Annotated in this window: 16 protein-coding genes; 5 read left to right on the top strand and 11 right to left on the bottom strand. The window is 69.6% G+C overall.

The window, feature by feature from the left end:
- Positions 1–28 precede the first annotated feature (28 nt).
- The 5 genes from tal (at position 29) to pgl (ending at position 6112) form a co-directional block, all read left to right on the top strand.
- The gene (tal, locus tag DEJ29_RS09750; protein WP_071403753.1) at positions 29–1141 is read left to right on the top strand and encodes a transaldolase; all 1113 of its coding nucleotides are present in this window, start codon (positions 29–31) and stop codon (positions 1139–1141) included.
- Positions 1141–2739: a phosphoglucose isomerase-related protein gene (locus DEJ29_RS09755; protein WP_111094277.1), complete on the top strand. Its 1599-nt coding sequence runs from the start codon at positions 1141–1143 to the stop codon at positions 2737–2739. Before tal ends, DEJ29_RS09755 begins: the two co-directional genes overlap by 1 nt.
- Before the next feature lie 22 nt (positions 2740–2761).
- Positions 2762–4300, top strand: coding sequence for a glucose-6-phosphate dehydrogenase (gene zwf / locus DEJ29_RS09760; RefSeq protein WP_027465683.1), 1539 nt, complete (start codon positions 2762–2764; stop codon positions 4298–4300).
- Entirely contained in the window at positions 4297–5241 is a 945-nt protein-coding gene (locus tag DEJ29_RS09765) for a glucose-6-phosphate dehydrogenase assembly protein OpcA (RefSeq protein WP_027465684.1), read from the top strand. Before zwf ends, DEJ29_RS09765 begins: the two co-directional genes overlap by 4 nt.
- Positions 5242–5341: 100 nt before the next feature.
- Positions 5342–6112: a 6-phosphogluconolactonase gene (pgl, locus tag DEJ29_RS09770; RefSeq protein WP_111094276.1), complete on the top strand. Its 771-nt coding sequence runs from the start codon at positions 5342–5344 to the stop codon at positions 6110–6112.
- Positions 6113–6864: 752 nt separating this feature from the next.
- Here pgl and DEJ29_RS09775 read toward each other — a convergent pair.
- The 11 genes from DEJ29_RS09775 to uvrB all read right to left on the bottom strand — a co-directional run bounded on the left by DEJ29_RS09775 (position 6865) and on the right by uvrB (position 21096).
- On the bottom strand, positions 6865–7233 hold the full coding sequence (locus DEJ29_RS09775) for an RNA polymerase-binding protein RbpA (RefSeq protein WP_110862753.1): 369 nt from the start codon (positions 7231–7233) through the stop codon (positions 6865–6867).
- A 3-nt stretch (positions 7234–7236) separates the two neighbouring features.
- On the bottom strand, positions 7237–7488 hold the full coding sequence (gene secG, locus DEJ29_RS09780) for a preprotein translocase subunit SecG (protein WP_017887256.1): 252 nt from the start codon (positions 7486–7488) through the stop codon (positions 7237–7239).
- A gap of 108 nt (positions 7489–7596) precedes the next feature.
- Positions 7597–8376 carry a triose-phosphate isomerase gene (tpiA, locus tag DEJ29_RS09785; protein WP_111094294.1) on the bottom strand — a complete coding sequence of 260 codons (780 nt, stop codon included), beginning with the start codon at positions 8374–8376 and terminating at the stop codon, positions 7597–7599.
- Positions 8373–9590, bottom strand: a complete 1218-nt coding sequence (locus tag DEJ29_RS09790) for a phosphoglycerate kinase (RefSeq protein ID WP_111094275.1) — start codon at positions 9588–9590, stop codon at positions 8373–8375. Before DEJ29_RS09790 ends, tpiA begins: the two co-directional genes overlap by 4 nt.
- A 3-nt stretch (positions 9591–9593) precedes the next feature.
- Entirely contained in the window at positions 9594–10598 is a 1005-nt protein-coding gene (gap, locus tag DEJ29_RS09795; RefSeq protein WP_017887253.1) for a type I glyceraldehyde-3-phosphate dehydrogenase, read from the bottom strand.
- Between the two features lie 269 nt (positions 10599–10867).
- Entirely contained in the window at positions 10868–11848 is a 981-nt protein-coding gene (whiA, locus tag DEJ29_RS09800; RefSeq protein WP_027465690.1) for a DNA-binding protein WhiA, read from the bottom strand.
- Between the two features lie 75 nt (positions 11849–11923).
- On the bottom strand, positions 11924–12823 hold the full coding sequence (gene rapZ, locus DEJ29_RS09805) for an RNase adapter RapZ (protein ID WP_027465691.1): 900 nt from the start codon (positions 12821–12823) through the stop codon (positions 11924–11926).
- A gap of 103 nt (positions 12824–12926) precedes the next feature.
- Positions 12927–15011: an excinuclease ABC subunit UvrC gene (gene uvrC / locus DEJ29_RS09810; RefSeq protein WP_111094274.1), complete on the bottom strand. Its 2085-nt coding sequence runs from the start codon at positions 15009–15011 to the stop codon at positions 12927–12929.
- Complete coding sequence (uvrA, locus tag DEJ29_RS09815) at positions 15012–18068, bottom strand: excinuclease ABC subunit UvrA (RefSeq protein WP_258373885.1); 3057 nt, start codon at positions 18066–18068, stop codon at positions 15012–15014. It abuts the gene before it with no gap.
- A gap of 48 nt (positions 18069–18116) precedes the next feature.
- Positions 18117–19034, bottom strand: coding sequence for an SDR family NAD(P)-dependent oxidoreductase (locus DEJ29_RS09820; RefSeq protein ID WP_111094273.1), 918 nt, complete (start codon positions 19032–19034; stop codon positions 18117–18119).
- Positions 19024–21096: an excinuclease ABC subunit UvrB gene (uvrB, locus tag DEJ29_RS09825; protein WP_111094293.1), complete on the bottom strand. Its 2073-nt coding sequence runs from the start codon at positions 21094–21096 to the stop codon at positions 19024–19026. The genes DEJ29_RS09820 and uvrB overlap by 11 nt, the downstream gene beginning before the upstream one ends.
- Positions 21097–21209 lie beyond the last annotated feature (113 nt).

The following is a 21209-nucleotide window of genomic DNA, read 5'->3' on the forward strand; positions in this document are numbered from 1 at the left end:
CCCGTCGATGAAAGAAGAAGAGAAACACATGGCTGAGAACACCCCCACCGCCGCCCTCTCCGCGGTCGGCGTGAGCATCTGGCTCGACGACCTCTCCCGCGAGCTCCTCGAAACCGGCAAGCTCACCGAGCTCATCGAGCAGAAGAACGTCGTCGGCGTGACGACGAACCCGACGATCTTCGCGTCCGCCCTCGCCAAGGGCGAGCGCTACGACTCGCAGGTCAAGGAGCTCGCCGCTGCGGGCACCGACGTCACCGACGCGATCTTCGCGATCACCACGCAGGACGTCGCGAACGCCTCCGACGTCTTCAAGCCGATCTACGACGAGACCAAGGGCTTCGACGGCCGCGTCTCGATCGAGGTCGAGCCGGGCCTCGCGCACGACACCGCCAAGACCATCGAGCAGGCCAAGTTCCTGTTCGAGAAGGTCGGCAAGGAGAACGTCCTCATCAAGATCCCGGCGACGCTCGAGGGTCTCGAGGCGATCACCGAGGTCATCGGCGCCGGCATCTCCGTCAACGTCACCCTGATCTTCTCGCTCGAGCGCTACCGCGCCGTCATCGACGCGTACCTCGGTGGGCTCGAGAAGGCCAAGGCCGCCGGCCACGACCTCTCCAAGATCCACTCGGTCGCGTCCTTCTTCGTGTCGCGCGTCGACTCCGAGATCGACAAGCGCCTGGACGCCGTCGGCACCGACGAGGCCAAGGCCCTCAAGTCGAAGGCCGGCATCGCCAACGCGCAGCTCGCCTACCAGGTCTGGACCGAGGCGTTCGCCTCCGAGCGTGCCCTCGGCCTGCTCGAGTCCGGCGCCAACACGCAGCGTCCGCTCTGGGCCTCGACCGGTGTCAAGGACCCGTCGCTCCCCGACACGCTCTACGTGACCGAGCTCGCCGCCCCGAACACCGTCAACACGATGCCGGGCAAGACGCTCGACGCCACGTTCGACCACGGTGAGATCCACGGCGACGCCATCGCCGGCACGTTCGACCAGGCGCAGCAGGTCCTCGACCAGCTCGCCGCACAGGGCGTCGACTACGACGAGGTCGTCGCACTGCTCGAGAAGGAGGGCGTGGACAAGTTCAACGTCTCCTGGGGCGAGCTCGTCGACACCGTCAAGGCAGCGCTCGAGGGCGCCAAGTAGTGACGGTTTCCATCGCAGCCAGCGGCGACGCCGCGCGGGCCATCGAACAGGTGGTCCCGCGGCTCGTCGCTGACCTGGTGGCCTCGGGCATCACCGCCCAGGACGCTGATCTGTGGGGAACCACCGCCGAGGCCGAGGCGTCGAAGCGCCTCGGCTGGGTGGAGGCCGTCTCGGTCTCCCGCCCGCTCGTCGCCGAGGTGACCGCGCTGCGCGAGTCGCTCCGTGCCGAAGGGGTCGACCACGTCGTCCTCGCCGGCATGGGCGGCTCGTCCCTCGCACCCGAGGTCATCACGCGCACCGCCGGCGTGCCCCTCACGGTCCTCGACTCGACCGACCCCGCACAGGTCCGCGCGGCCGTGACGACCGACCTCGAGCGCACCGTGCTCGTGGTCTCGTCGAAGTCCGGCTCGACGCTCGAGACCGATTCGCAGCGCCGTGTCTACGAGCAGGCCTTCCGCGACGCCGGCATCGACCCGGCGCGCCGCATCGTCGTCGTCACCGACCCGGGCTCCGCCCTCGAGGCCGCTGCGACCGACGCCGGCTACCGCGTCTTCACCGCCGAGTCCACGGTCGGTGGCCGCTACTCCGCGCTCACCGCCTTCGGCCTCGTGCCGTCCGGGCTCGCGGGAGCGGACATCGCCGAGCTCCTCGACGAGGCCGACGCGATCTCCGCGCTGCTCTCGGTCGACCTGGACGAGAACCCCGGGCTCGTGCTCGGTGCGGTCCTCGCGGGCACCGAACCGCTGCGCGACAAGATCGCCATCGTGCCCGACGGCACGCACATCGTCGGTTTCGGCGACTGGGTCGAACAGCTGATCGCGGAGTCGACCGGCAAGGACGGCCGCGGCCTGCTGCCCGTCGTGCTGCACGCGGACTCCCCCGAGGTCACCGCCGGCCTGCCCGACGTCCAGGTCATCCGCCTGGTCGGTTCGCGCGAGGACGAGCGTCACGTGGCCGAGGGCGAGGTCGAGATCACCGGCACGCTCGGTGGCCAGATCCTCGTCTGGGAGTACGCCGTCGCGGTCGCCGGTCGCCTGCTCGGCATCAACCCGTTCGACCAGCCCGACGTCGAGGCCGCCAAGGTCGCGACCCGCGCGCTGCTCGACGACCGCCCCGTTCCTGCCGAGCCGGCGTTCTCCGAGGACGGCATCGCCGTCCACGCGACGCCCGGACTCGCGGTCGGTGCGACGCTCTCGGAAGCCGTGTCGGGCCTCCTGTCCGCACTCGACCCAACCGGCTACGTGTCGGTGCAGGCGTACGTCGACCGCACCACCAACAGCGGTCTCGAGTCGCTGCGCGACGCGATCGCGGCGCGCACGGAGCGCCCCGTCACCTTCGGGTACGGCCCCCGGTTCCTGCACTCGACCGGCCAGTACCACAAGGGCGGCCCCGCCACGGGAGTGTTCCTGCAGATCGTGGCCGACGAAGCGGAGGACCTGGCGATCCCAGGTCGGCCGTTCACGTTCGGGCAGCTCCTCCGGGCCCAGGCAGCCGGCGACGCGAGCGTCCTCGCCGAGCACGGCCGGCCGGTCCTCACCCTCACGACGTCGGACGTCCACGCCGCCACCGCGGCGATCGCGTCCGCCGTCTCCCACTGACTCGTAAGGAGTTCACCGACTCATGTCACCGGTGGCAATCACCCCGGAGCACAACCCGCTCCGGCTGCCGACGGATCGTCGACTGAACCGGATCGCGGGACCGAGCACGCTCATCATCTTCGGCGTGACGGGCGACCTGTCACGCAAGAAGCTGATGCCCGCGGTCTACGACCTGGCCAACCGGGGGCTCCTGCCCCCGGGGTTCGCGCTCGTCGGGTTCGCTCGTCGCGACTGGGAGGACCAAGACTTCTCCCAGCTCGTCCACGACGCCGTCAAGGAGCACTCGCGCACCCCGTTCGACGAGGACGTCTGGCGTCAGCTCGAACAGGGCATCCGCTTCGTCCAGGGCTCGTTCGACGACCCCGAGGCGTTCCGCGAGCTCAAGCGCACCGTCGACGACCTCGACGCCGAGCGCGGGACGCTGGGCAACCACGCGTTCTACCTGTCCATCCCGCCGAAGATGTTCCCGGTCGTCACCGAGCAGCTGAAGCTGTCCGGGCTGACCGAGAAGCGCGAGGGCTCCTGGAGCCGCGTGGTCGTCGAGAAGCCGTTCGGTTCCGACCTCCGCACCGCGCGCGAGCTCAACGCGATCGTCGAGAGCGTCTTCGCGCCCGACGACGTGTTCCGCATCGACCACTACCTCGGCAAGGAGACCGTCCAGAACCTCCTGACGCTCCGGTTCGCGAACCAGATGTACGAACCCATCTGGAACTCGAACTACGTCGACCACGTGCAGATCACGATGGCCGAGGACATCGGCGTCGCCGGGCGTGCCGCGTACTACGACGGCATCGGTGCGGCGCGCGACGTCATCCAGAACCACCTGCTGCAGCTCCTCGCACTCACCGCGATGGAGGAACCCGTCTCGTTCAAGGCCGCAGACCTGCGTGCCGAGAAGGAGAAGGTGCTCTCCGCCGTCCGTCTGCCCGAGGACCTGTCGACCGCCACTGCCCGCGGGCAGTACGACGGCGGCTGGCAGGGCGGCGAGAAGGTGCTCGGCTTCCTCGAAGAGGCCGGGATGAACCCGGAGTCCGGTACCGAGACCTACGCGGCGATCAAGCTCGACATCGCCACGCGTCGCTGGCAGGGCGTCCCGTTCTACCTGCGCGCCGGCAAGCGTCTGGGTCGTCGTGTGACCGAGATCGCGATCGTGTTCAAGCGCGTCCCCGAGGACGTCTACGGCAACACGCAGTCCCCGCTCGGTCAGAACGCGCTCGTCATCCGTGTCCAGCCGGACGAGGGCGTCACGCTCCGCTTCGGCTCGAAGGTCCCCGGCGTCGGCACCCAGGTGCGCGACGTGACGATGGACTTCGGCTACGGCCACGCGTTCACCGAAGCATCCCCCGAGGCGTACGAGCGACTCATCCTCGACGTGCTCCTCGGTGACCCGCCGCTGTTCCCGCGGCACCAGGAGGTCGAGCTGTCCTGGAAGATCCTCGACCCCATCGAGGAGTTCTGGGCCACGCAGGGCCAGCCCGAGCAGTACCGTCCCGGCACGTGGGGTCCGGCATCCGCCGACGCCCTGCTCGCCCGCGACGGTCGGACCTGGAGGCGTCCGTGAAGATCGACATGCCCGACACCACGGTGTCGAAGATCCAGAAGAAGCTCGTCCGCATCCGTGAAGAGGGCGGCGCCGTCGCCCTCGGCCGTGTGCTGACCCTCATCATCTCGACGGCCCTCGGCCACGAGGAAGAGGCGATCGAGGCGGCCAACGAGGCGTCCCGCGAGCACCCGATGCGCGTCATCATCGTCTCGAAGAACAGCGGTGACACGAAGTCCCCCGGTCGCCTCGACGCGCAGATCCGCGTCGGCAGCGACGCGGGCGCGAGCGAGGTCATCGTCCTCCGGGCGTACGGCGAGACCGCGACCGACGAGGAGAGCCTGGTCACCGGCCTCCTGCTGCCGGACGCACCCGTCGTGGCCTGGTGGCCGCAGACCGCTCCCGAGCAGCCCGCGGCCTCGGCCCTCGGCCGCATCGCGCAGCGACGGATCACCGACGCGGCCGCGCAGAAGGACCCCAACGGCGCGATCGAGGCACTCGGTGCGTCCTACGTACCGGGCGACACCGACTTCGCGTGGACCCGTCTGACCCTGTGGCGGAACCAGCTCGCCGCGGCGCTCGACCAGCCGCCGTACGAGCCGATCACCGCCGTCGAGGTCTCCGGAGCGTCCGACAGCCCGTCGACGATCCTCCTCGCCGCCTGGCTGCAGCTGCAGCTCCAGGTGCCGGTGTCCGTCGTCACGTCGCCGCGCGCGACGGGGTCGAGCGGCATCCACGGTGTGAAGCTCGTCCGTGAGTCCGGCACCATCGAGCTCGAGCGTTCCCTGGTGGACGTCGCCACGCTCTCGATGCCCGGGCAGCCGACGCACGACCTGTCGCTGCCACGCCGCAACCTGCGCGACTGCCTGGCCGAGGAACTCCGTAGACTCGACCCGGACGTCCTCTTCGGAGACGTCGTCAAGCACGGGGTGCCCCAGCTGCGCGAGACCATCGCCCGCTGATCAACACCCCACACGGTCGGGCCGCCTGTCTGGTGCAGGCGGCCCGACCGGACCGAAGGCGGTCGGACGACCGGTCGGCCGCCACGAACACGGGAGTCACGTGACCAACGAACGGCGGGTGCTCGTGCACCCGGACAAGCAGGCCCTCGGCGCTTCGGTCGCCGCACGCTTCATCACCAAGATCATCGACGTGCTCGACGAGCAGGAGCGCGCCGACATCGCGATCAGCGGTGGCTCGGTGTCCTCCCTCGTCCTCGCCGCGATCGGCCAGTCGCCGGCGCGCGAGAGCGTCGACTGGTCGAAGGTGCACGTCTGGTGGGTCGACGAGCGCTGGGTCGCGTCGGACGACGCCGACCGCAACACGATCGGCACGCAGACCCACTTCTTCGACCACGTCGACATCCCCGCGTCGAACATCCACCCGATGCCGGCGTCGGACGGCGGGCTCGACATCGAGGCCGCGGCGACCCAGTACGAGCGCGAGCTGCAGGACGCCGCGCCCGAAGGTGCCGTCGCTCCGCGCTTCGACATCACGCTGCTCGGTGTCGGCCCCGACGGGCACACCGCCTCGCTCTTCCCGGAGTTCCCACAGCTCACCGTCACCGACCGTGCCGTCGTGTCGGTCGACGACTCCCCCAAGCCGCCGCCGCAGCGTCTGACCGTCACCTTCCCGGTGATCAACGCCTCGCAGCGCGTCTGGGTGATCCTCTCCGGTGCCGAGAAGGCATCGGTCCTCGGGCTGGCCCTCGCCGGTGCGTCGATCGAGGACGTCCCCGTCGGTGGCGTGCAGGGTCGCAAGCGCACCGTCTTCTTCGTGGACCAGGACGCCGCACGCGACGTCCCCGAGAACCTGATCGCGTCGACGTACTAGACGCGCGTTCCTGACGGACGGGAGGCCCGGTGCCAGCTGGCACCGGGCCTCCCGTCCGTCTGTGGTCGCGCCCACTGCGCGCCGCGCCCGAGCGCCCGAGTCGAGGGGGCACGAACTGTCGGTTCGGGGCGCCGCAGGCGACAGTTCGTGCCACCACCGCGCACCGCACGCGGCGTGTCGTGACCACTCGGCGAACCGCCGCTCCGCGCGGCGTCCCGGCGCCGAGCGACGCCGAGTGGTCGTGACACCCCGCCGACACGACGACGAGTGGGCACGAACTGTCGTCCGCGGGCGCCCTGTGCGACAGAACACGCCACCACGGCGCACCGCACGCGGCGTGTCGTGACCCCTCGGTGAACCTGCACCCCGCGCGGCACCCGGACGCGGCACCCCGGCGCCGAACGGCCGCGACTCCGCGCCGGCACGACGCCGAGGGGGCACGAACTGTCGGCTGCAGGCCCCGCAGGCGACAGAACGCGCCACCTCGACACACCTCACGCGGCGTGTCGTGACCCCTCGGCGAACCGTCGCTCGGCGCGCGCGGCCGGGCACCGACCTGCCGCGACTCCCCGACGGCACGACGCCGAGTGGGCACGAACTGTCGGTTGCGGCGCCTGCAACCGACGGTTCGCGCCACCGCCGCGCTCCGCACGCGGCGTGTCCTGACCACTCGGCGAGCGAGCCGCCCGCGCCCCGGACGCACGAAAGGCCCCCACACCATCGGTGCAGGGGCCTTCGGCAGCGTGTGTGCGCTAGCTCTTCTTCGCCGCGGTGCCGCGACGCTCTCGGAGCTGCTGGAGCGCGTCCTCGAGGAGCTGCGCTGCCTCTTCCTCGGTGCGGCGTTCCTTCACGTACGCGAGGTGCGTCTTGTAGGGCTCCGTCTTGGAGACCACGGGAGGGTTCTCCTTGTCGCGCCCAGCCGGCAGACCACTCGACGGCGAGTCCACCGTCTCGGGGATCTCCTCGTCGGGCAGGTTCGCGGCGAAGTACCGCACGACCTCGTTACCCAGGGCGTCCCAGTACGAGATCGCCACGCGCTCTGCCTGGACCCCGCGGTCCTGTTCGCCCATCGGTCCCGCGCCGACGCGAGACCCTCGGATTGCACTGCCTCCGCTTGCCATGGATCAGACCCCCGCCGTGAACTTGTTGATGAGACCGAGCACGATGATGGAGACGATCCAGACCAGACCGAGGATCACCGTGATGCGGTTGAGGTTGCGCTCGGCCACGCCGGACGCACCGAGGTTGCTCGTGACCCCACCGCCGAACATGTCGGAGAGGCCACCACCGCGGCCCTTGTGCAGCAGGATGAGGAGCGTGAGCAGGAGGCTCGTGATTGCGAGCAGGACCTGCAGCACGACGGAGAGTATCGCCACGACGTACCTTTCGTGTCAGTCAGCCGTACCAGTGTACCGGCCGCGCGGAGCACGGCCGGTACCTGGACGGGAGTGGTGCGGACGACTGCCCGCGACGACGCCTGTGGACTACAGCCCGACGTGCTGACGGAACCGGGCGATGGCCGCGAACTCCTGCACGTCGAGCGAAGCGCCACCGACGAGTGCGCCGTCGATGTCGGGCTCGCGGAGGAACCCCGCGATGTTGCCCGACTTGACCGAGCCACCGTAGAGCACTCGGGTGTCGGCAGCAGCCTGGTCGCCCCAGGCTGCGGCGATGCCACGACGGATCGCCGAGCACTCGTCCTGCGCCTGTTCGGCCGTGGCGGCCTGGCCGGAGCCGATGGCCCAGACGGGCTCGTACGCCACGACGATGTCGGCGGGCTTGACCGCGTCGAGCACGACGCGGAGCTGCTCGACCGGCACGACACCGGCGCCGCGCTCCTCCCGCTGCTCGCCGGTCTCGCCGACACACACCACGGGGACGAGGCCGTGCTTGACGGCCGCCGCGGTCTTCGCCGCGACGACGTCGTCGGTCTCACCGTGCAGCGTGCGCCGCTCGGAGTGGCCGACGATGACGTACTGGGCGTCGAGCGCTGCGAGGAACGCACCGGAGACGTCACCAGTGTAGGCACCGGAGTCGAACTGCGACAGGTCCTGCGCACCGAAGTGGATCGGCAGCTTGTCAGCCGAGATCAGCGTCTGCACGCTCCGCAGGTCGGTGAACGGCGGGAACACCGCGACCTCGACGTCGTCGAAGTCGTGCCGGGCGTCCTTGAGCGTCCACGCGAGCTTCTGCACGGTGGCGATGGCCTGGAGATGATCGAGATTCATCTTCCAGTTGCCCGCGATCAACGGCGTGCGGGTCATGCGGTCCACCCCAGTGCTTCGAGACCGGGCAGCGACTTGCCCTCGAGGAACTCGAGGCTCGCACCGCCACCGGTCGAGATGTGGCCGAACTGGTCGTCTGAGAAGCCGAGCGACCGCACGGCGGCAGCGGAGTCGCCACCACCGACGACGCCGAGGCCGTCGACCTCGGTCAGCGCCTGCGCGACGGTCTTCGTGCCGGCGGCGAAGGCCGGGAACTCGAACACACCCATCGGGCCGTTCCAGAACACGGTCTTCGAACCCGAGACGGCCGAGGCGAACCGCGCAGCGGTCTCCGGGCCGATGTCGAGGCCGATGCCGTCCGTACCGAACGACGAGGACTCGATGGCGTCGGCCGCCACGGTCTCGTGGTCGGCGTCGGCCGCGAAGCCGGAGGCCACCACGACGTCGGTCGGCAGGTCGATGGTGACACCGAGCTCCTTCGCCCGCGAGAGGTACTCGCGGACGACGTCGAGCTGGTCCGCCTCGAGCAGCGACTTCGCGACCCCGTGGCCCTGGGCCGCGAGGAACGTGAAGAGCATGCCGCCACCGATGCAGAGGGTGTCGACCTTCGGCAGGATGTGGTCGATGACACCGAGCTTGTCGCTGACCTTCGAACCGCCGAGCACCACCGTGTAGGGGCGCTCCGGGTCCTTGGTCAGACGCTCGAGCACGCGGAGCTCGGTCTCGATCAGCGAACCGGCTGCGCTGGGCAGTGCGGACGCGAGCTCGTAGACCGAGGCCTGCTTGCGGTGCACGACACCGAAGCCGTCGGAGACGAAGGCGTCACCGAGGGCGGCGATGCGGTCCGCGAAGGCACCGCGCTCGGCGGCGTCCTTCGAGGTCTCCTCCGGGTTGAAGCGGAGGTTCTCGAGCAGCAGGACGTCACCGTCCTCGAGGGCCCCGGCCGCGGCGGTCGCTTCGTCGCCGACGGTCTCGCCGACGAACGTGACCTCTTTGCCGAGCAGCTCCGAGAGCCGCTGGGCCACCGGTGCGAGCGAGAACTCGGGCTTGGGCTCCCCGTCGGGGCGGCCCAGGTGCGAGATCACGATGACGCGTGCGCCGGCGTTGACGAGGGTGTTCAGCGTGGTCAGCGACGCGCGGACGCGGCCGTCGTCCGTGATCGTGCCGTCCTTGAGCGGGACGTTCAGGTCACAGCGGACGACGACGCGCTTGCCGGCGAGGTCGCCGAGGTCCTCGAGGGTGCGGAGGGCCATGTGTTACAGACGCTCGCCGACGTACTCGGTGAGGTCGACGAGGCGGTTCGAGTAGCCCCACTCGTTGTCGTACCACGAAGTGATCTTCACGAGGCCGCCGATGACCTTGGTCAGGCCGGAGTCGTAGATCGAGGAGTGCGGGTCCGTGGTGATGTCGGTCGACACCAGCGGGTCCTCGCTGTAGAGCAGGATGCCCTTGAGGGGGCCTTCTGCGGCCTCCTTGTAGGCGGCGTTGATCTCGTCGACGGTGACCTCGGACTTGGTCTCGAGGGTGAGGTCGGTGATCGAGCCGGTGGGGACCGGGACGCGCAGCGCGAAGCCGTCGAGCTTGCCGGCGAGCTCCGGCATGACCTGACCGATGGCCTTGGCGGCACCGGTCGAGGTCGGGACGATGTTCAGTGCGGCGGCGCGGGCACGACGGGGGTCCTTGTGCGGGCCGTCCTGCAGGTTCTGGTCGGCGGTGTAGGCGTGCACCGTCGTCATGAGGCCACGCTCGATGCCGAACTTGTCGTGGAACACCTTGGCGAGCGGCGCGAGGCTGTTCGTGGTGCAGGACGCGTTCGAGATGATGTGGTGGTTCGCCGCGTCGTACTGGTCCTCGTTCACGCCGAGCACGATGGTGACGTCGTCACCCGAGGCCGGGGCGGAGATGATGACCTTCTTGGCGCCGGCGTCGATGTGCTTCTGCGCATCGGCGGCCTTGGTGAAGAACCCGGTCGACTCGATGACGATGTCGACACCCAGCTCGCCCCAGGGGAGGTTGGCGGGGTCGCGCTCGGCGAGGACCTTGATGGCCTTGCCGTCGACGACGATGTTGTCGCCGTCGAGCTCGACGGAGACGCCGAGACGGCCCGTGATGGAGTCGAACTTCAGCAGGTTGGCGAGCGACGCGTTGTCGGTGAGGTCGTTCACCGCCACGATCTCGAGGTCGGAGCCCTTCGCGAGGGCGGCCCGGAAGAAGTTACGGCCGATGCGGCCGAAGCCGTTGATACCGATCTTGACGGTCAATGGATCTCCTGGTGAGTGTGGAGCGCCCAGGGGGCGCTGCTTTCGGGAGTCGCGCACCCTGGCGGGCCCGCGTGTGGTGGACGATACGCCCCGTAACGTCGCCGTAACGACCCTAGCAGTCGGACACTGCGTGCCCGAGCGGGATGACGGTCCGTCCGGACGGTCGCCGACCAGGCCGGGAACGGGTCCGAGAACGGGCCGGGAAACGGACGGGAGGCGCGGTGCCAGCTGGCACCGCGCCTCCCGTCCGCAGGGTCGACAGGCCCCTCTCAGGCCCCTTCGAGCTCCTCGGGAACGCTCGCTTCGGTGCCCGGGATGCCGAGGTCGGAGGCCCGCTTGTCGGCCATCGCCAGCAGGCGCCGGATGCGGCCGGCGATGGCGTCCTTGGTCATGGGCGGGTCCGCGTGCTGGCCGAGCTCGTCGAGCGACGCGTCGCGGTGCTGCAGGCGCAGCGTGCCGGCGTACTGCAGGTGGTCGGGGACCTCGTCGCCGAGGATCTCGAGCGCACGCTCGACCCGGGCGCAGGCGGCCACGGCGGCCTGCGCGGAACGGCGGAGGTTCGCGTCGTCGAAGTTGACCAGGCGGTTCGCGGTCGCGCGGACCTCGCGACGCTGGCGCATCTCCTCCCAGTCGGCGGTGGTGCGCGCTGCGCCCATGACGGTCAGCATCTGACCGATGGCCTCGCCGTCGCGGATGACGACGCGGTGCACCCCGCGGACCTCGCGGCCCTTCGCGGCGACCCCGAGACGCGACGCGGCCCCGACGAGGGCCATCGCGGCCTCGTTGCCGGGGCACGTGACCTCGAGCGCTGCGGCCCGACCCGGGTCGGTCAGCGTGCCGGAGGCGAGGAAGGCGCCACGCCAGATGGCGGCGAGGTCCTCGCGGTTGCCCGTCGTGAGGCGGTTCGGCAGCCCGCGGACCGGGCGGCGACGGGCGTCCATCAGGCCGGTCTGGCGGGCGAGGGTCTCCCCCGCCTCGAGCACGCGGACCAGGTAGCGGGTCCCGCGGCGGGCGGACGCGGACGAGCCCACCGACGCCTCGCTGCGCACGCCGTAGAGCTCGGCGAGGTCCTTGCGGACCCGGTGCACGATGATCCGGGTGTCGAGCTCGACCTCGACCGCGATGCGGCCCGAGATGACGTGCAGACCACCAGCGAACCGGAGGATCGTGGCCAGTTCGGCGGCGCGGACCGTGTTGCGGTTCACGGCGACCCTGGCCAGTTCGTCCTTGACCTCGGCAGTCAACGGCACAGCATCATTCCTAACGTTCGTTCAGTGGTTCCCGCAGATCCGGCGGCACGGGCGTGGGAGCGGCCGGAGGGACGGTCACTCCCGGCCGAGATCTCGGTTCTTCACACGCACGGCGACGCCAGGCATCCCGCGGAGGAGGTTCGCCAACTCGGCGACGATGGCGACCGAGCGGTGCTTCCCGCCGGTACAGCCGATGGCGATCGTAGCGTGTCTTTTGTTCTCGCGCTGGTACCCCTCGAACACCGGCTCGAGGACGGAGGCGTAGCGATCGACGAACGGACGGGCTCCAGCCTGGGCCAGCACGTAGTCCGAGACCGGCTGGTCCAACCCGGTGTGGGGCCGCAGTTCCGGGACCCAGTAGGGGTTCGGGAGGAACCGCACGTCGGCCACCATGTCGGCGTCGGCGGGCAGACCGTACTTGAACCCGAAGCTCATCAGCGTGACCTGTACACCCACGAAGTGCTCGTCAGCGAAGTGCTCGATCACGGTGTTCGCGAGCTGGTGGATGTTGAGGTCGGAGGTGTCGATCACCACGTCGGACGCCTCGCGCAGGCCGGCGAGACGCGCTCGTTCGCGGGCGATGCCGTCGAGCAGGGTGTCCTCGCCCTGGAGCGGGTGGGGTCGGCGGACCTGCTCGAAGCGCCGGACCAGCACGGCGTCGGTGGCTTCGAGGAACAGCACCCGGACCCGCGCGGAGGTGCTCGAGCGGACCTGCTCGACCGCGTGCTCGGGGTCGGTGAAGAACCGCCCGCCGCGGACGTCGACCACCGTGGCGATCTTCGGGATCTTCTCCCCCGCGCGGTCGGCCAGTTCGGTCAGCGGAGCCAGCATCTGCGTGGGCAGGTTGTCGACGACGTACCAGCCCAGGTCTTCGAGGGCCTTGCCGACGGTGGACCGCCCGGCCCCGGACATGCCGGTGACGATGAGGATGTCGTGCTGCGACGCGTGGGTGGTCGCGGTGGCGCTGTCGGTCATCTGGGAGTGGGCTCCGTCGTGGCGGCCCGGGCGCGTCGCCCGGGGAGGTCTCGGCTGCCGGACCAGGCTACCGCCCGGTGGCGGCCGGGAGGCGCGGGGTTCGTCACGACGGTCGCTGCGGACCGTCGTCGGTCACCTCGGGGACCCGCACCGGGCCTCCGGGGTGGGTGGCGGTCTGCCGGGTGGCGGTCTGCTGGGTGGCGGTCTGCTGGGTGGCTGCGTTCTCGGTCACGGTGTCCGCGATCGCGTCGGCGTCCGGTTCGGGGGCGCTGGACGCGCTCGTCGCCGGCGCGCTCGTCGGCGTCTGGGCCAGCTTCGAGACCACCGCGGCAGCGGTCGCCGGGCCGATCCCGTTCACCTCGCCGATGTCCTCGGCCGTGGCTTCACGCAGCCGGGCGACCGAGCCGAAGTGCTTCAGCAGGGCGTTGACGCGACTCGGGCCGAGACCGGGGATCTCGGACAGCCGCGACCGGACGTCGCGCTTCCGCTTGCTGCGCTGGTGGGTGATCGCGAACCGGTGCGCCTCGTCGCGGATGCGCTGGATGAGGAAAAGCGCCTCGGAGTTGCGGGGCAGGATGACCGGGAAGTCGTCGTCGGGGAGCCAGAGCTCCTCGAGCCGCTTGGCGATGCCGACCAGGGCGATGTCGTGCACGCCGGCTTCGTCCATTGCGCGCTTCGCGGCCTGCACCTGGGGCTGGCCGCCGTCGACGATGAGCAGCTGCGGGCGGTACGCGAACCGCTTCGTCGGCTTCGACCCCTCGACGACCTCGTCGGTCGTGACGTCCGGGACGTCCGGCAGCTCGGCGTCCTCGTCCAGCCGCGCCAGGCGCCGCGAGAGCACCTGGTACATGCTGTCGGTGTCGTCGGTGGTCTCGGCGATCGAGTACCGGCGGTACTGGTCCTTGCGCGGCAGGCCGTCCTCGAACACCACCATCGACGCGACGACGTTCGTGCCCTGCAGGTGCGAGATGTCGTAGCACTCCATGCGGAGCGGCGCCTCGGTCATGCCGAGGGCGTCCTGGATGTCGGCCAGTGCCGCGGCCCGGGTGGTGTAGTCGGCCGAACGCTTGGTCTTGTAGAGCATGAGCGCCTGCCCGGCGTTCTGCGCGGCCGTCCGGGCGAGCCCGGCGCGATCGCCGCGCTGTGCCGTGCTGAGCTTCGTGCCGCGCCCGTTCCGGCGCTTGCTGAGCCACTCCTGGAGCGCGTCGGCGTCCTCCGGCAGTTCGGGGACGACGACCTCGCGCGGGGGCTCGTCGGTGACGTAGACGCCCTGCACGATCTGCTCGACGAGGTCGCCCGTGGCGATGTCGAGCTCCTTGTCGACCACCCAGCCGCGGACACCGCGGATGCGGCCACCACGGACGGAGAACAGCTGCACTGCCGCGGCGAGCTCGTCCTCCGCGATGCCGAACAGGTCGAGGTCGACCGAGTCGCGGAGCACCACGGCGGACTTCTCGAGCACGGCCTCGAGCGCCTCGACCTGGTCGCGGTACTTCGCGGCCTGCTCGTACTGCATCGCGTCGGCCGAGGCCCCCATGCGCTGCCGGAGCTCGGTGATGACCCGGCGGTCGTAGGAGTTCATGAAGCGCACGAACTCCTCGACGAGCGCGCGGTGCTCCTCGATCGTGACCTTCTGCGAGCACGGGCCACCGCACTTGCCGATCTGCCCCGGGAAGCACGGACGGCCCGTCTGCATCGCCTTCTTGTACGACGAGTCCGAACAGGTGCGGATCGGGAACACCTTGATCATCAGGTCGATGGTGTCGTGCACCGCCCAGATCTTCGGGTACGGACCGAAGTACTTCGCGCCCTTGATCTTGCGGTTGCGCGTCACCATCACCCGCGGCGCTTCGTCACCCAGGGTGACCGCCATGTACGGGTACGACTTGTCGTCGCGGAACTTGACGTTGAACGGCGGGTCGAACTCCTTGATCCAGGTGTACTCCAGCTGGAGCGCCTCGATCTCGGAGCCGACCGTCGTCCACTCGACGCTGCGTGCCGTCAGGACCATGCGCCGCGTGCGCTCGTGCAGCGTCGGCAGCGGCGCGAAGTAGTTGCTCAGCCGGGCGCGGAGGTTCTTCGCCTTGCCGACGTAGAGCACCCGACCGGCTTCGTCGCGCCAACGGTAGACGCCCGGGTCGGTCGGGATCTCCCCCGCCTTCGGACGCCACGGGACGGTGTCCGCCACCTACCGAGCACCCGCCTTCTGCTTGCTCGCCTGCTTGGTCGCGCCCTGCTGCTTGCCGCCCTGCTGCTTCTGGGTGGCCTGGCGTGCGCCGACCGCCTGCTGCTTGCCGACCCGGGCGTCCTGGGCGTCGAAGATCTCGCGCAGGAAGACACCGGTGTGGCTCTCCGGCACGGTCGCCACGTGCTCCGGGGTGCCCGTCGCCAGAACCGTGCCACCACCGGAACCGCCCTCGGGCCCCATGTCGATCAGCCAGTCGGCGGACTTGATGACGTCGAGGTTGTGCTCGATCGTGATGACGGTGTTGCCCTTGTCGACCAGGCTCTGCAGCACGAGGAGCAGCTTGCGGACGTCCTCGAAGTGCAGACCGGTCGTCGGCTCGTCGAGCACGTAGACCGTGCGGCCGTTCGAGCGACGCTGCAGCTCGGTGGCGAGCTTGACGCGCTGCGCCTCGCCGCCGGAGAGCGTGGTCGCGCTCTGGCCGAGACGCACGTAGCCGAGGCCCACGTCGACCAGGGTCGCCATGTAGCGGTGGATCGCCGAGATCGGCTCGAAGAACTCGGCCGCCTCGCTGATCGGCATGTCGAGGACCTCGGAGATGTTCTTGCCCTTGTAGTGCACCTGGAGCGTCTCGCGGTTGTAACGCGCACCGCCGCAGACCTCGCACGCGACGTAGACGTCGGGCAGGAAGTTCATCTCGATCTTGATCGTGCCGTCGCCCGCGCAGTTCTCGCAGCGGCCACCCTTGACGTTGAAGCTGAAGCGGCCCGGCTGGTAGCCGCGGGTCTTCGCCTCTTGCGTCTCGGCGAACAGCTGGCGGATGCGGTCGAACACGCCCGTGTAGGTCGCGGGGTTCGAGCGCGGGGTGCGACCGATCGGTGCCTGGTCGACGTGCACGACCTTGTCGAGCTGGTCGAGGCCCTTCACCCGGGTGTGCTTGCCCGCGATGTGCCGTGCGCCGTTGAGCTGGTTGGCGAGCACCTTGTACAGGATGTCGTTCACCAGCGTCGACTTGCCGGACCCGCTGACGCCCGTCACCGCGGTGAACACACCGAGGGGGAAGTCCGCGTCGATCGACTTGAGGTTGTTCGCCCGGGCGCCCTGCACGGTGATGGCGCGCTTGAGGTTGACCTTGCGACGCTCGGCCGGCACCTCGATCGCGCGTCGGCCGGCGAGGTAGTCACCGGTGATCGACTCGCGGTTCTCGATGATGCCCTCGTACGAACCGGAGTGCACGACGTTGCCGCCGTTCACACCGGCACCGGGGCCGATGTCGACGACCCAGTCGGCCGTGCGGATCGTGTCCTCGTCGTGCTCGACGACGATGAGCGTGTTGCCGAGGTCCTTGAGCTTGACCAGGGTGTCGATGAGTCGACGGTTGTCGCGCTGGTGCAGGCCGATGCTCGGCTCGTCGAGCACGTAGAGCACGCCGGTCAGCCCGGAGCCGATCTGCGTCGCCAGGCGGATGCGCTGCGCCTCGCCTCCGGAGAGACCGCCGGCACCACGTGCCAGCGTGAGGTAGTTCAGGCCGACCTCGAGCAGGAACTCGAGGCGTGCGCGGATCTCACGGAGGACCGCTGCGGCGATGTGCGCTTCGCGGTCGGTCAGCGTCAGCTCGTCCATGAACGAGTACGCGTTGTCGAGCGACATGTCGGTGACGTCCGCGATGCTGCGGTCGTTGACCGTCACCGCGAGCACCTCGGGCTTGAGGCGGGTTCCCTCGCACACCGGGCACGGGACCTCGCGCAGGTACCCCTGGAAGCGCTGCCGCTGCGAGTCCGACTCGGCCTCGGCGAACTTGCGCTCGATGTAGGGCATGACGCCTTCGAACCCGCTCGTGTACCGCATCTCGCGGCCGAAGCGGTTGCGCCAGGAGACCGACACCTGGAAGTCCTTGCCGGTCAGGATCGATGCCTGCACCGCGGGGTCGAGCTGGTTCCACGGGGTGTCGAGCGAGAAGCCGAGCTCCTTGCCGAGGCCGCCGAGCAGCTTGTCGAAGTAGGAGTACAGCCCGCTCGTCCCGGTCCAGGGCAGCAGGACGCCGTCACGCAACGAGGCCTCGGGGTCGCCGAGCACCAGGTCCGGGTCGACCGACATGCGCGTGCCGAGCCCGGAGCACTCGGGGCAGGCACCGAACGGCGCGTTGAACGAGAACGTGCGCGGCTCGATCTCGGTGAGCGCGAGCGGGTGGTTGTTCGGGCACGAGAGGTTCTCGGAGTAGTTCCGGACCGCTCCGGGCCCCTCGTGGTCCACCAGGTCGATGCCGACGGTGCCGTCGGTCAGGCGCAGGGCGGTCTCGAGCGAGTCGGTGAGACGACCGAGGATGTCGTCGCTCGCCACCAGGCGGTCGACGATGACCGAGATGTCGTGCTTGACCTGCTTCTTGAGCTTGGGCGGGTCGCTGAGCTGGATGCGCTCCCCGTCCACGATCGCGCGGGCATAGCCGGACGCCGCGAGCTCCTGGAAGAGGTCGACGAACTCGCCCTTCTTCTTCGAGATGACGGGTGCGAGGACCTGGAAGCGGGTGCCGGTCTCGAACTGCATGAGCTGGTCGGCGATCTGCTGCACGGTCTGCTTGCTGATCACCTCGCCACACGTCGGGCAGTGCGGGACCCCGATGCGCGCCCAGAGCAGACGCATGTAGTCGTAGACCTCGGTGATCGTGCCGACGGTCGACCGCGGGTTGCGGTTGGTCGACTTCTGGTCGATCGACACCGCCGGCGAGAGCCCCTCGATGAAGTCGACGTCGGGGCGGTCGACCTGGCCGAGGAACTGGCGCGCGTAGGCGGACAGCGACTCGACGTACCGGCGCTGCCCCTCGGCGAAGATCGTGTCGAACGCCAGCGAGGACTTGCCCGAGCCGGACAGGCCGGTGAACACGACGAGCGAGTCGCGCGGGATCTCGAGGTCGACGTCACGGAGGTTGTGCACGCGCGCGCCCCGCACGCTGAGCGTGGAGGTGCTGTGCGGAGCGGTCCCGCCGGGGAGGTGGAGGTCAGCGGGCTCGCCGAAGGCGTTCCGGCCCGACGTCGAGGTACCGGGGTCAGAGGTGATGGTCATCGTCGTCGATTCTACGAAGCGGCACCGACATTCGGCCGGGATGGAGGGTCAGACGAGTGCGTCGAGAGCGAACGCGACACCGGAGGCACCCTCGCTCGCGGCCCAGAGCCGCGCCGCGACGGTGCGGTCGTGCGCCCGTGGCTCGGCCGGTACCACCGTGGCCGGGCCCCGGAGCTGCATCCAGCCTGCCGGGCCCCAGTACTCCCCCGAGTGCACGTCAGGACCGACGGCCGCGTGCACGAGCGGCTGGGCGCCGACGTCCTTGCCCTGGGCGACGATGCGCTGCGCCGGGCGGATCCACTCGGGTTCGGCTCTGGTCGGGCTGACGTCGGGACGGCCCGGCGACAGGCGGTCGAGCGACAGGCCGGGGTGCGCGACGACGCTCGACACGGATGAGCCCGAGTCGGCCAGTCGCTCGGCGAGCTCGAAGCCGAACAGCATCACGGCGAGCTTGCTCCTGGCGTACTGGCGGTGGCTCGAGTACCGACCGACGCCGAGCGGATCGGTCGCGTCGAGCTGGGCGAATCGGTGGGCGATCGACCCGAGGTGCACGACCCGGCCGGCTCGTCGTTCGAGCAGGGGCAGGACCCGGGCGGTCCACGCGAAGTGCCCGAGGTGGTTCGTACCGATCTGCAGTTCGGTGCCCTGCGCCGTGCTCCCCCGCGTCGACGCCCCGACGACCCCGGCGTTGTTCACGACCGCGTCGACGCCGTCGGGTTCCAGCGCGGCGAGTTCGTCGGCAGCGGCACTGACCGAGTCGAGGTCGGCGAGGTCGAGGTGGACGTGGGCGAGCGAGGCCCCGTCGACGTGCCGACGGATGCTGCGCTCGGCGGCGTCCGCCCGGCCGCGGTCGCGCGTCGCCAGCACCACACGGTGCCCCGCCGCGGCGAGCTGCTCGGCGGCGTGGTACCCGAGCCCGGCGCTCGCACCGGTGACGACGACCGTGCGGGCGCCGTCAGCTGACATGTCCGGCCGACTCCATCTGGCGCAGGGCCTTCTTCAGGTCCTGCACCTCGTCGCGCAGTCGCGCCGCGAGCTCGAACTTCAGCTCCGCCGCAGCCTGCAGCATCTGGTCGTTCAGGTCGGCGATGGTGGCACCGAGCTGCGTCGCACCCTCGCCCGCGATGCCGCCGCGCTTGAGGTTCGGCGTGGGCGACCGACGGCCGTCGGTGCCGGGGCGACCCTGCAGGAGTGCCTTCGTGTCGTCGTTCTCGCGCTGCAGGACCTCGGTGATGTCCGCGATCTTCTTGCGCAGCGGCTGGGGGTCGATGCCGCGCTCCAGGTTGTAGGCGACCTGCTTCTCACGGCGCCGGTCGGTCTCCTCGATGGCCTGCTTCATCGAGTCGGTCATCTTGTCTGCGTACATGAGCACCTGACCCGACACGTTGCGGGCGGCACGACCGATCGTCTGGATGAGCGACGTCGACGACCGCAGGAAGCCTTCCTTGTCGGCGTCGAGGATCGCGACGAGCGAGACCTCGGGCAGGTCGAGGCCCTCGCGGAGCAGGTTGATGCCGATGAGCACGTCGTACACGCCCTGACGCAGCTCGGTGAGCAGCTCCACGCGCTTGAGCGTGTCCACGTCGGAGTGCAGGTACCGGACCCGGACACCGGCGTTGCCGAGGAAGTCGGTGAGCTCTTCCGCCATGCGCTTCGTGAGCGTCGTGACCAGGACGCGCTCGTTCTTCTCGGCGCGCTGCTTGATCTCCTCGAGCAGGTCGTCGATCTGGCCGTCGCTCGGCTTGACCACGATCTCGGGATCGATCAGACCCGTCGGGCGGATGATCTGCTCGACCACGCTGTCCGTGATGCCGAGCTCGTACTTGCCGGGCGTCGCCGACAGGAAGACCTTCTGGCCGACGCGGTCGAGGAACTCCTCCCACTTGAGCGGGCGGTTGTCCATCGCGCTCGGCAGACGGAAGCCGTGCTCGACGAGCGTCCGCTTGCGGGAGGCGTCGCCTTCGTACATCGCGCCGATCTGCGGCACGGTGACGTGCGACTCGTCGATGACCAGGAGGAAGTCGTCGGGGAAGTAGTCGATGAGGCAGTGCGGCGCTTCGCCCGGACCACGGCCGTCCATGTGCCGCGAGTAGTTCTCGATGCCCGAGCAGAACCCGATCTGCTCCATCATCTCGATGTCGAACGTGGTGCGCATCCGGAGGCGCTGGGCCTCGAGCAGCTTGCCCTGGCCCTCGAGCTCGGCGAGCCGTTCCGCGAGTTCTTCCTTGATGGAGGCGATCGCGCGGTGCATCACGTCGGTGTCCGCGACGTAGTGCGAGGCCGGGAAGATCGACACCGCGGGCAGGTCGTCGATGACGTTGCCGGTGAGCGGGTGCAGCGAGGAGAGCGCCTCGATCTCGTCACCGAACATCTCGATGCGGATCGCGTGCTCTTCGTACATCGGGATGATCTCGATGGTGTCGCCGCGCACGCGGAACGTGCCCCGGGCGAAGTCGACGTCGTTGCGCTGGTACTGCATGGCGACGAACTTGCGCACGAGCTGGTCGCGGGAGATCGTCTGGCCCACGTGGAGCGCGACCGATGCGTTCATGTACTGCTCGGGGGTGCCGAGACCGTAGATGCAGGAGACGGTGGACACCACCACGGTGTCGCGACGGCTGAGCAGCGAGTTCGTCGTGGAGTGCCGGAGTCGTTCGACCTCGGCGTTGACGGAGGAGTCCTTCTCGATGAAGGTGTCCGTCTGCGGGACGTACGCCTCGGGCTGGTAGTAGTCGTAGTACGAGACGAAGTACTCGACCGCGTTGTTCGGCATCAGGCTGCGGAACTCGTTGGCGAGCTGGGCCGCGAGCGTCTTGTTGTGCGCGAGCACGAGTGTCGGTCGCTGCACCTGCTCGATGAGCCACGCGGTCGTCGCCGACTTGCCGGTACCGGTCGCACCCAGCAGCACGACGTCGGTCTCACCGGCGTTGATCCGCCCGGCGAGTTCCGCGATGGCCGCGGGCTGGTCGCCACTCGGCGAGTACTCGCTGATGACCTCGAACGGACGCACCGCTCGGGTCGGTTCGATCGCAACACCCATGGGGACAACGGTAGTCGGCACCCCTGACACCGAGGACCGCTGCTCGCCCTCGGCGTACTGTCCGCTGCAAGCAGGCTCCAAGTCGACTGATGGTCAACGGG

The organism is Curtobacterium sp. MCPF17_021 (assembly GCF_003234605.2).
GTDB lineage: Bacteria > Actinomycetota > Actinomycetes > Actinomycetales > Microbacteriaceae > Curtobacterium > Curtobacterium flaccumfaciens.

Bases quoted from the DNA above. Each gene is read 5' to 3' on its own strand.
- tal (WP_071403753.1), top strand. From the start codon at position 29: ATGGCTGAGAACACCCCCACCGCCGCCCTCTCCGCGGTCGGCGTGAGC.
- zwf (WP_027465683.1), top strand. From the start codon at position 2,762: ATGTCACCGGTGGCAATCACCCCGGAGCACAACCCGCTCCGGCTGCCG.
- DEJ29_RS09775 (WP_110862753.1), bottom strand. From the start codon at position 7,233: ATGGCAAGCGGAGGCAGTGCAATCCGAGGGTCTCGCGTCGGCGCGGGA.
- tpiA (WP_111094294.1), bottom strand. From the start codon at position 8,376: ATGACCCGCACGCCGTTGATCGCGGGCAACTGGAAGATGAATCTCGAT.
- DEJ29_RS09790 (WP_111094275.1), bottom strand. From the start codon at position 9,590: ATGGCCCTCCGCACCCTCGAGGACCTCGGCGACCTCGCCGGCAAGCGC.
- rapZ (WP_027465691.1), bottom strand. From the start codon at position 12,823: ATGACCGACAGCGCCACCGCGACCACCCACGCGTCGCAGCACGACATC.
- uvrA (WP_258373885.1), bottom strand. From the start codon at position 18,068: ATGACCATCACCTCTGACCCCGGTACCTCGACGTCGGGCCGGAACGCC.
- DEJ29_RS09820 (WP_111094273.1), bottom strand. From the start codon at position 19,034: ATGTCAGCTGACGGCGCCCGCACGGTCGTCGTCACCGGTGCGAGCGCC.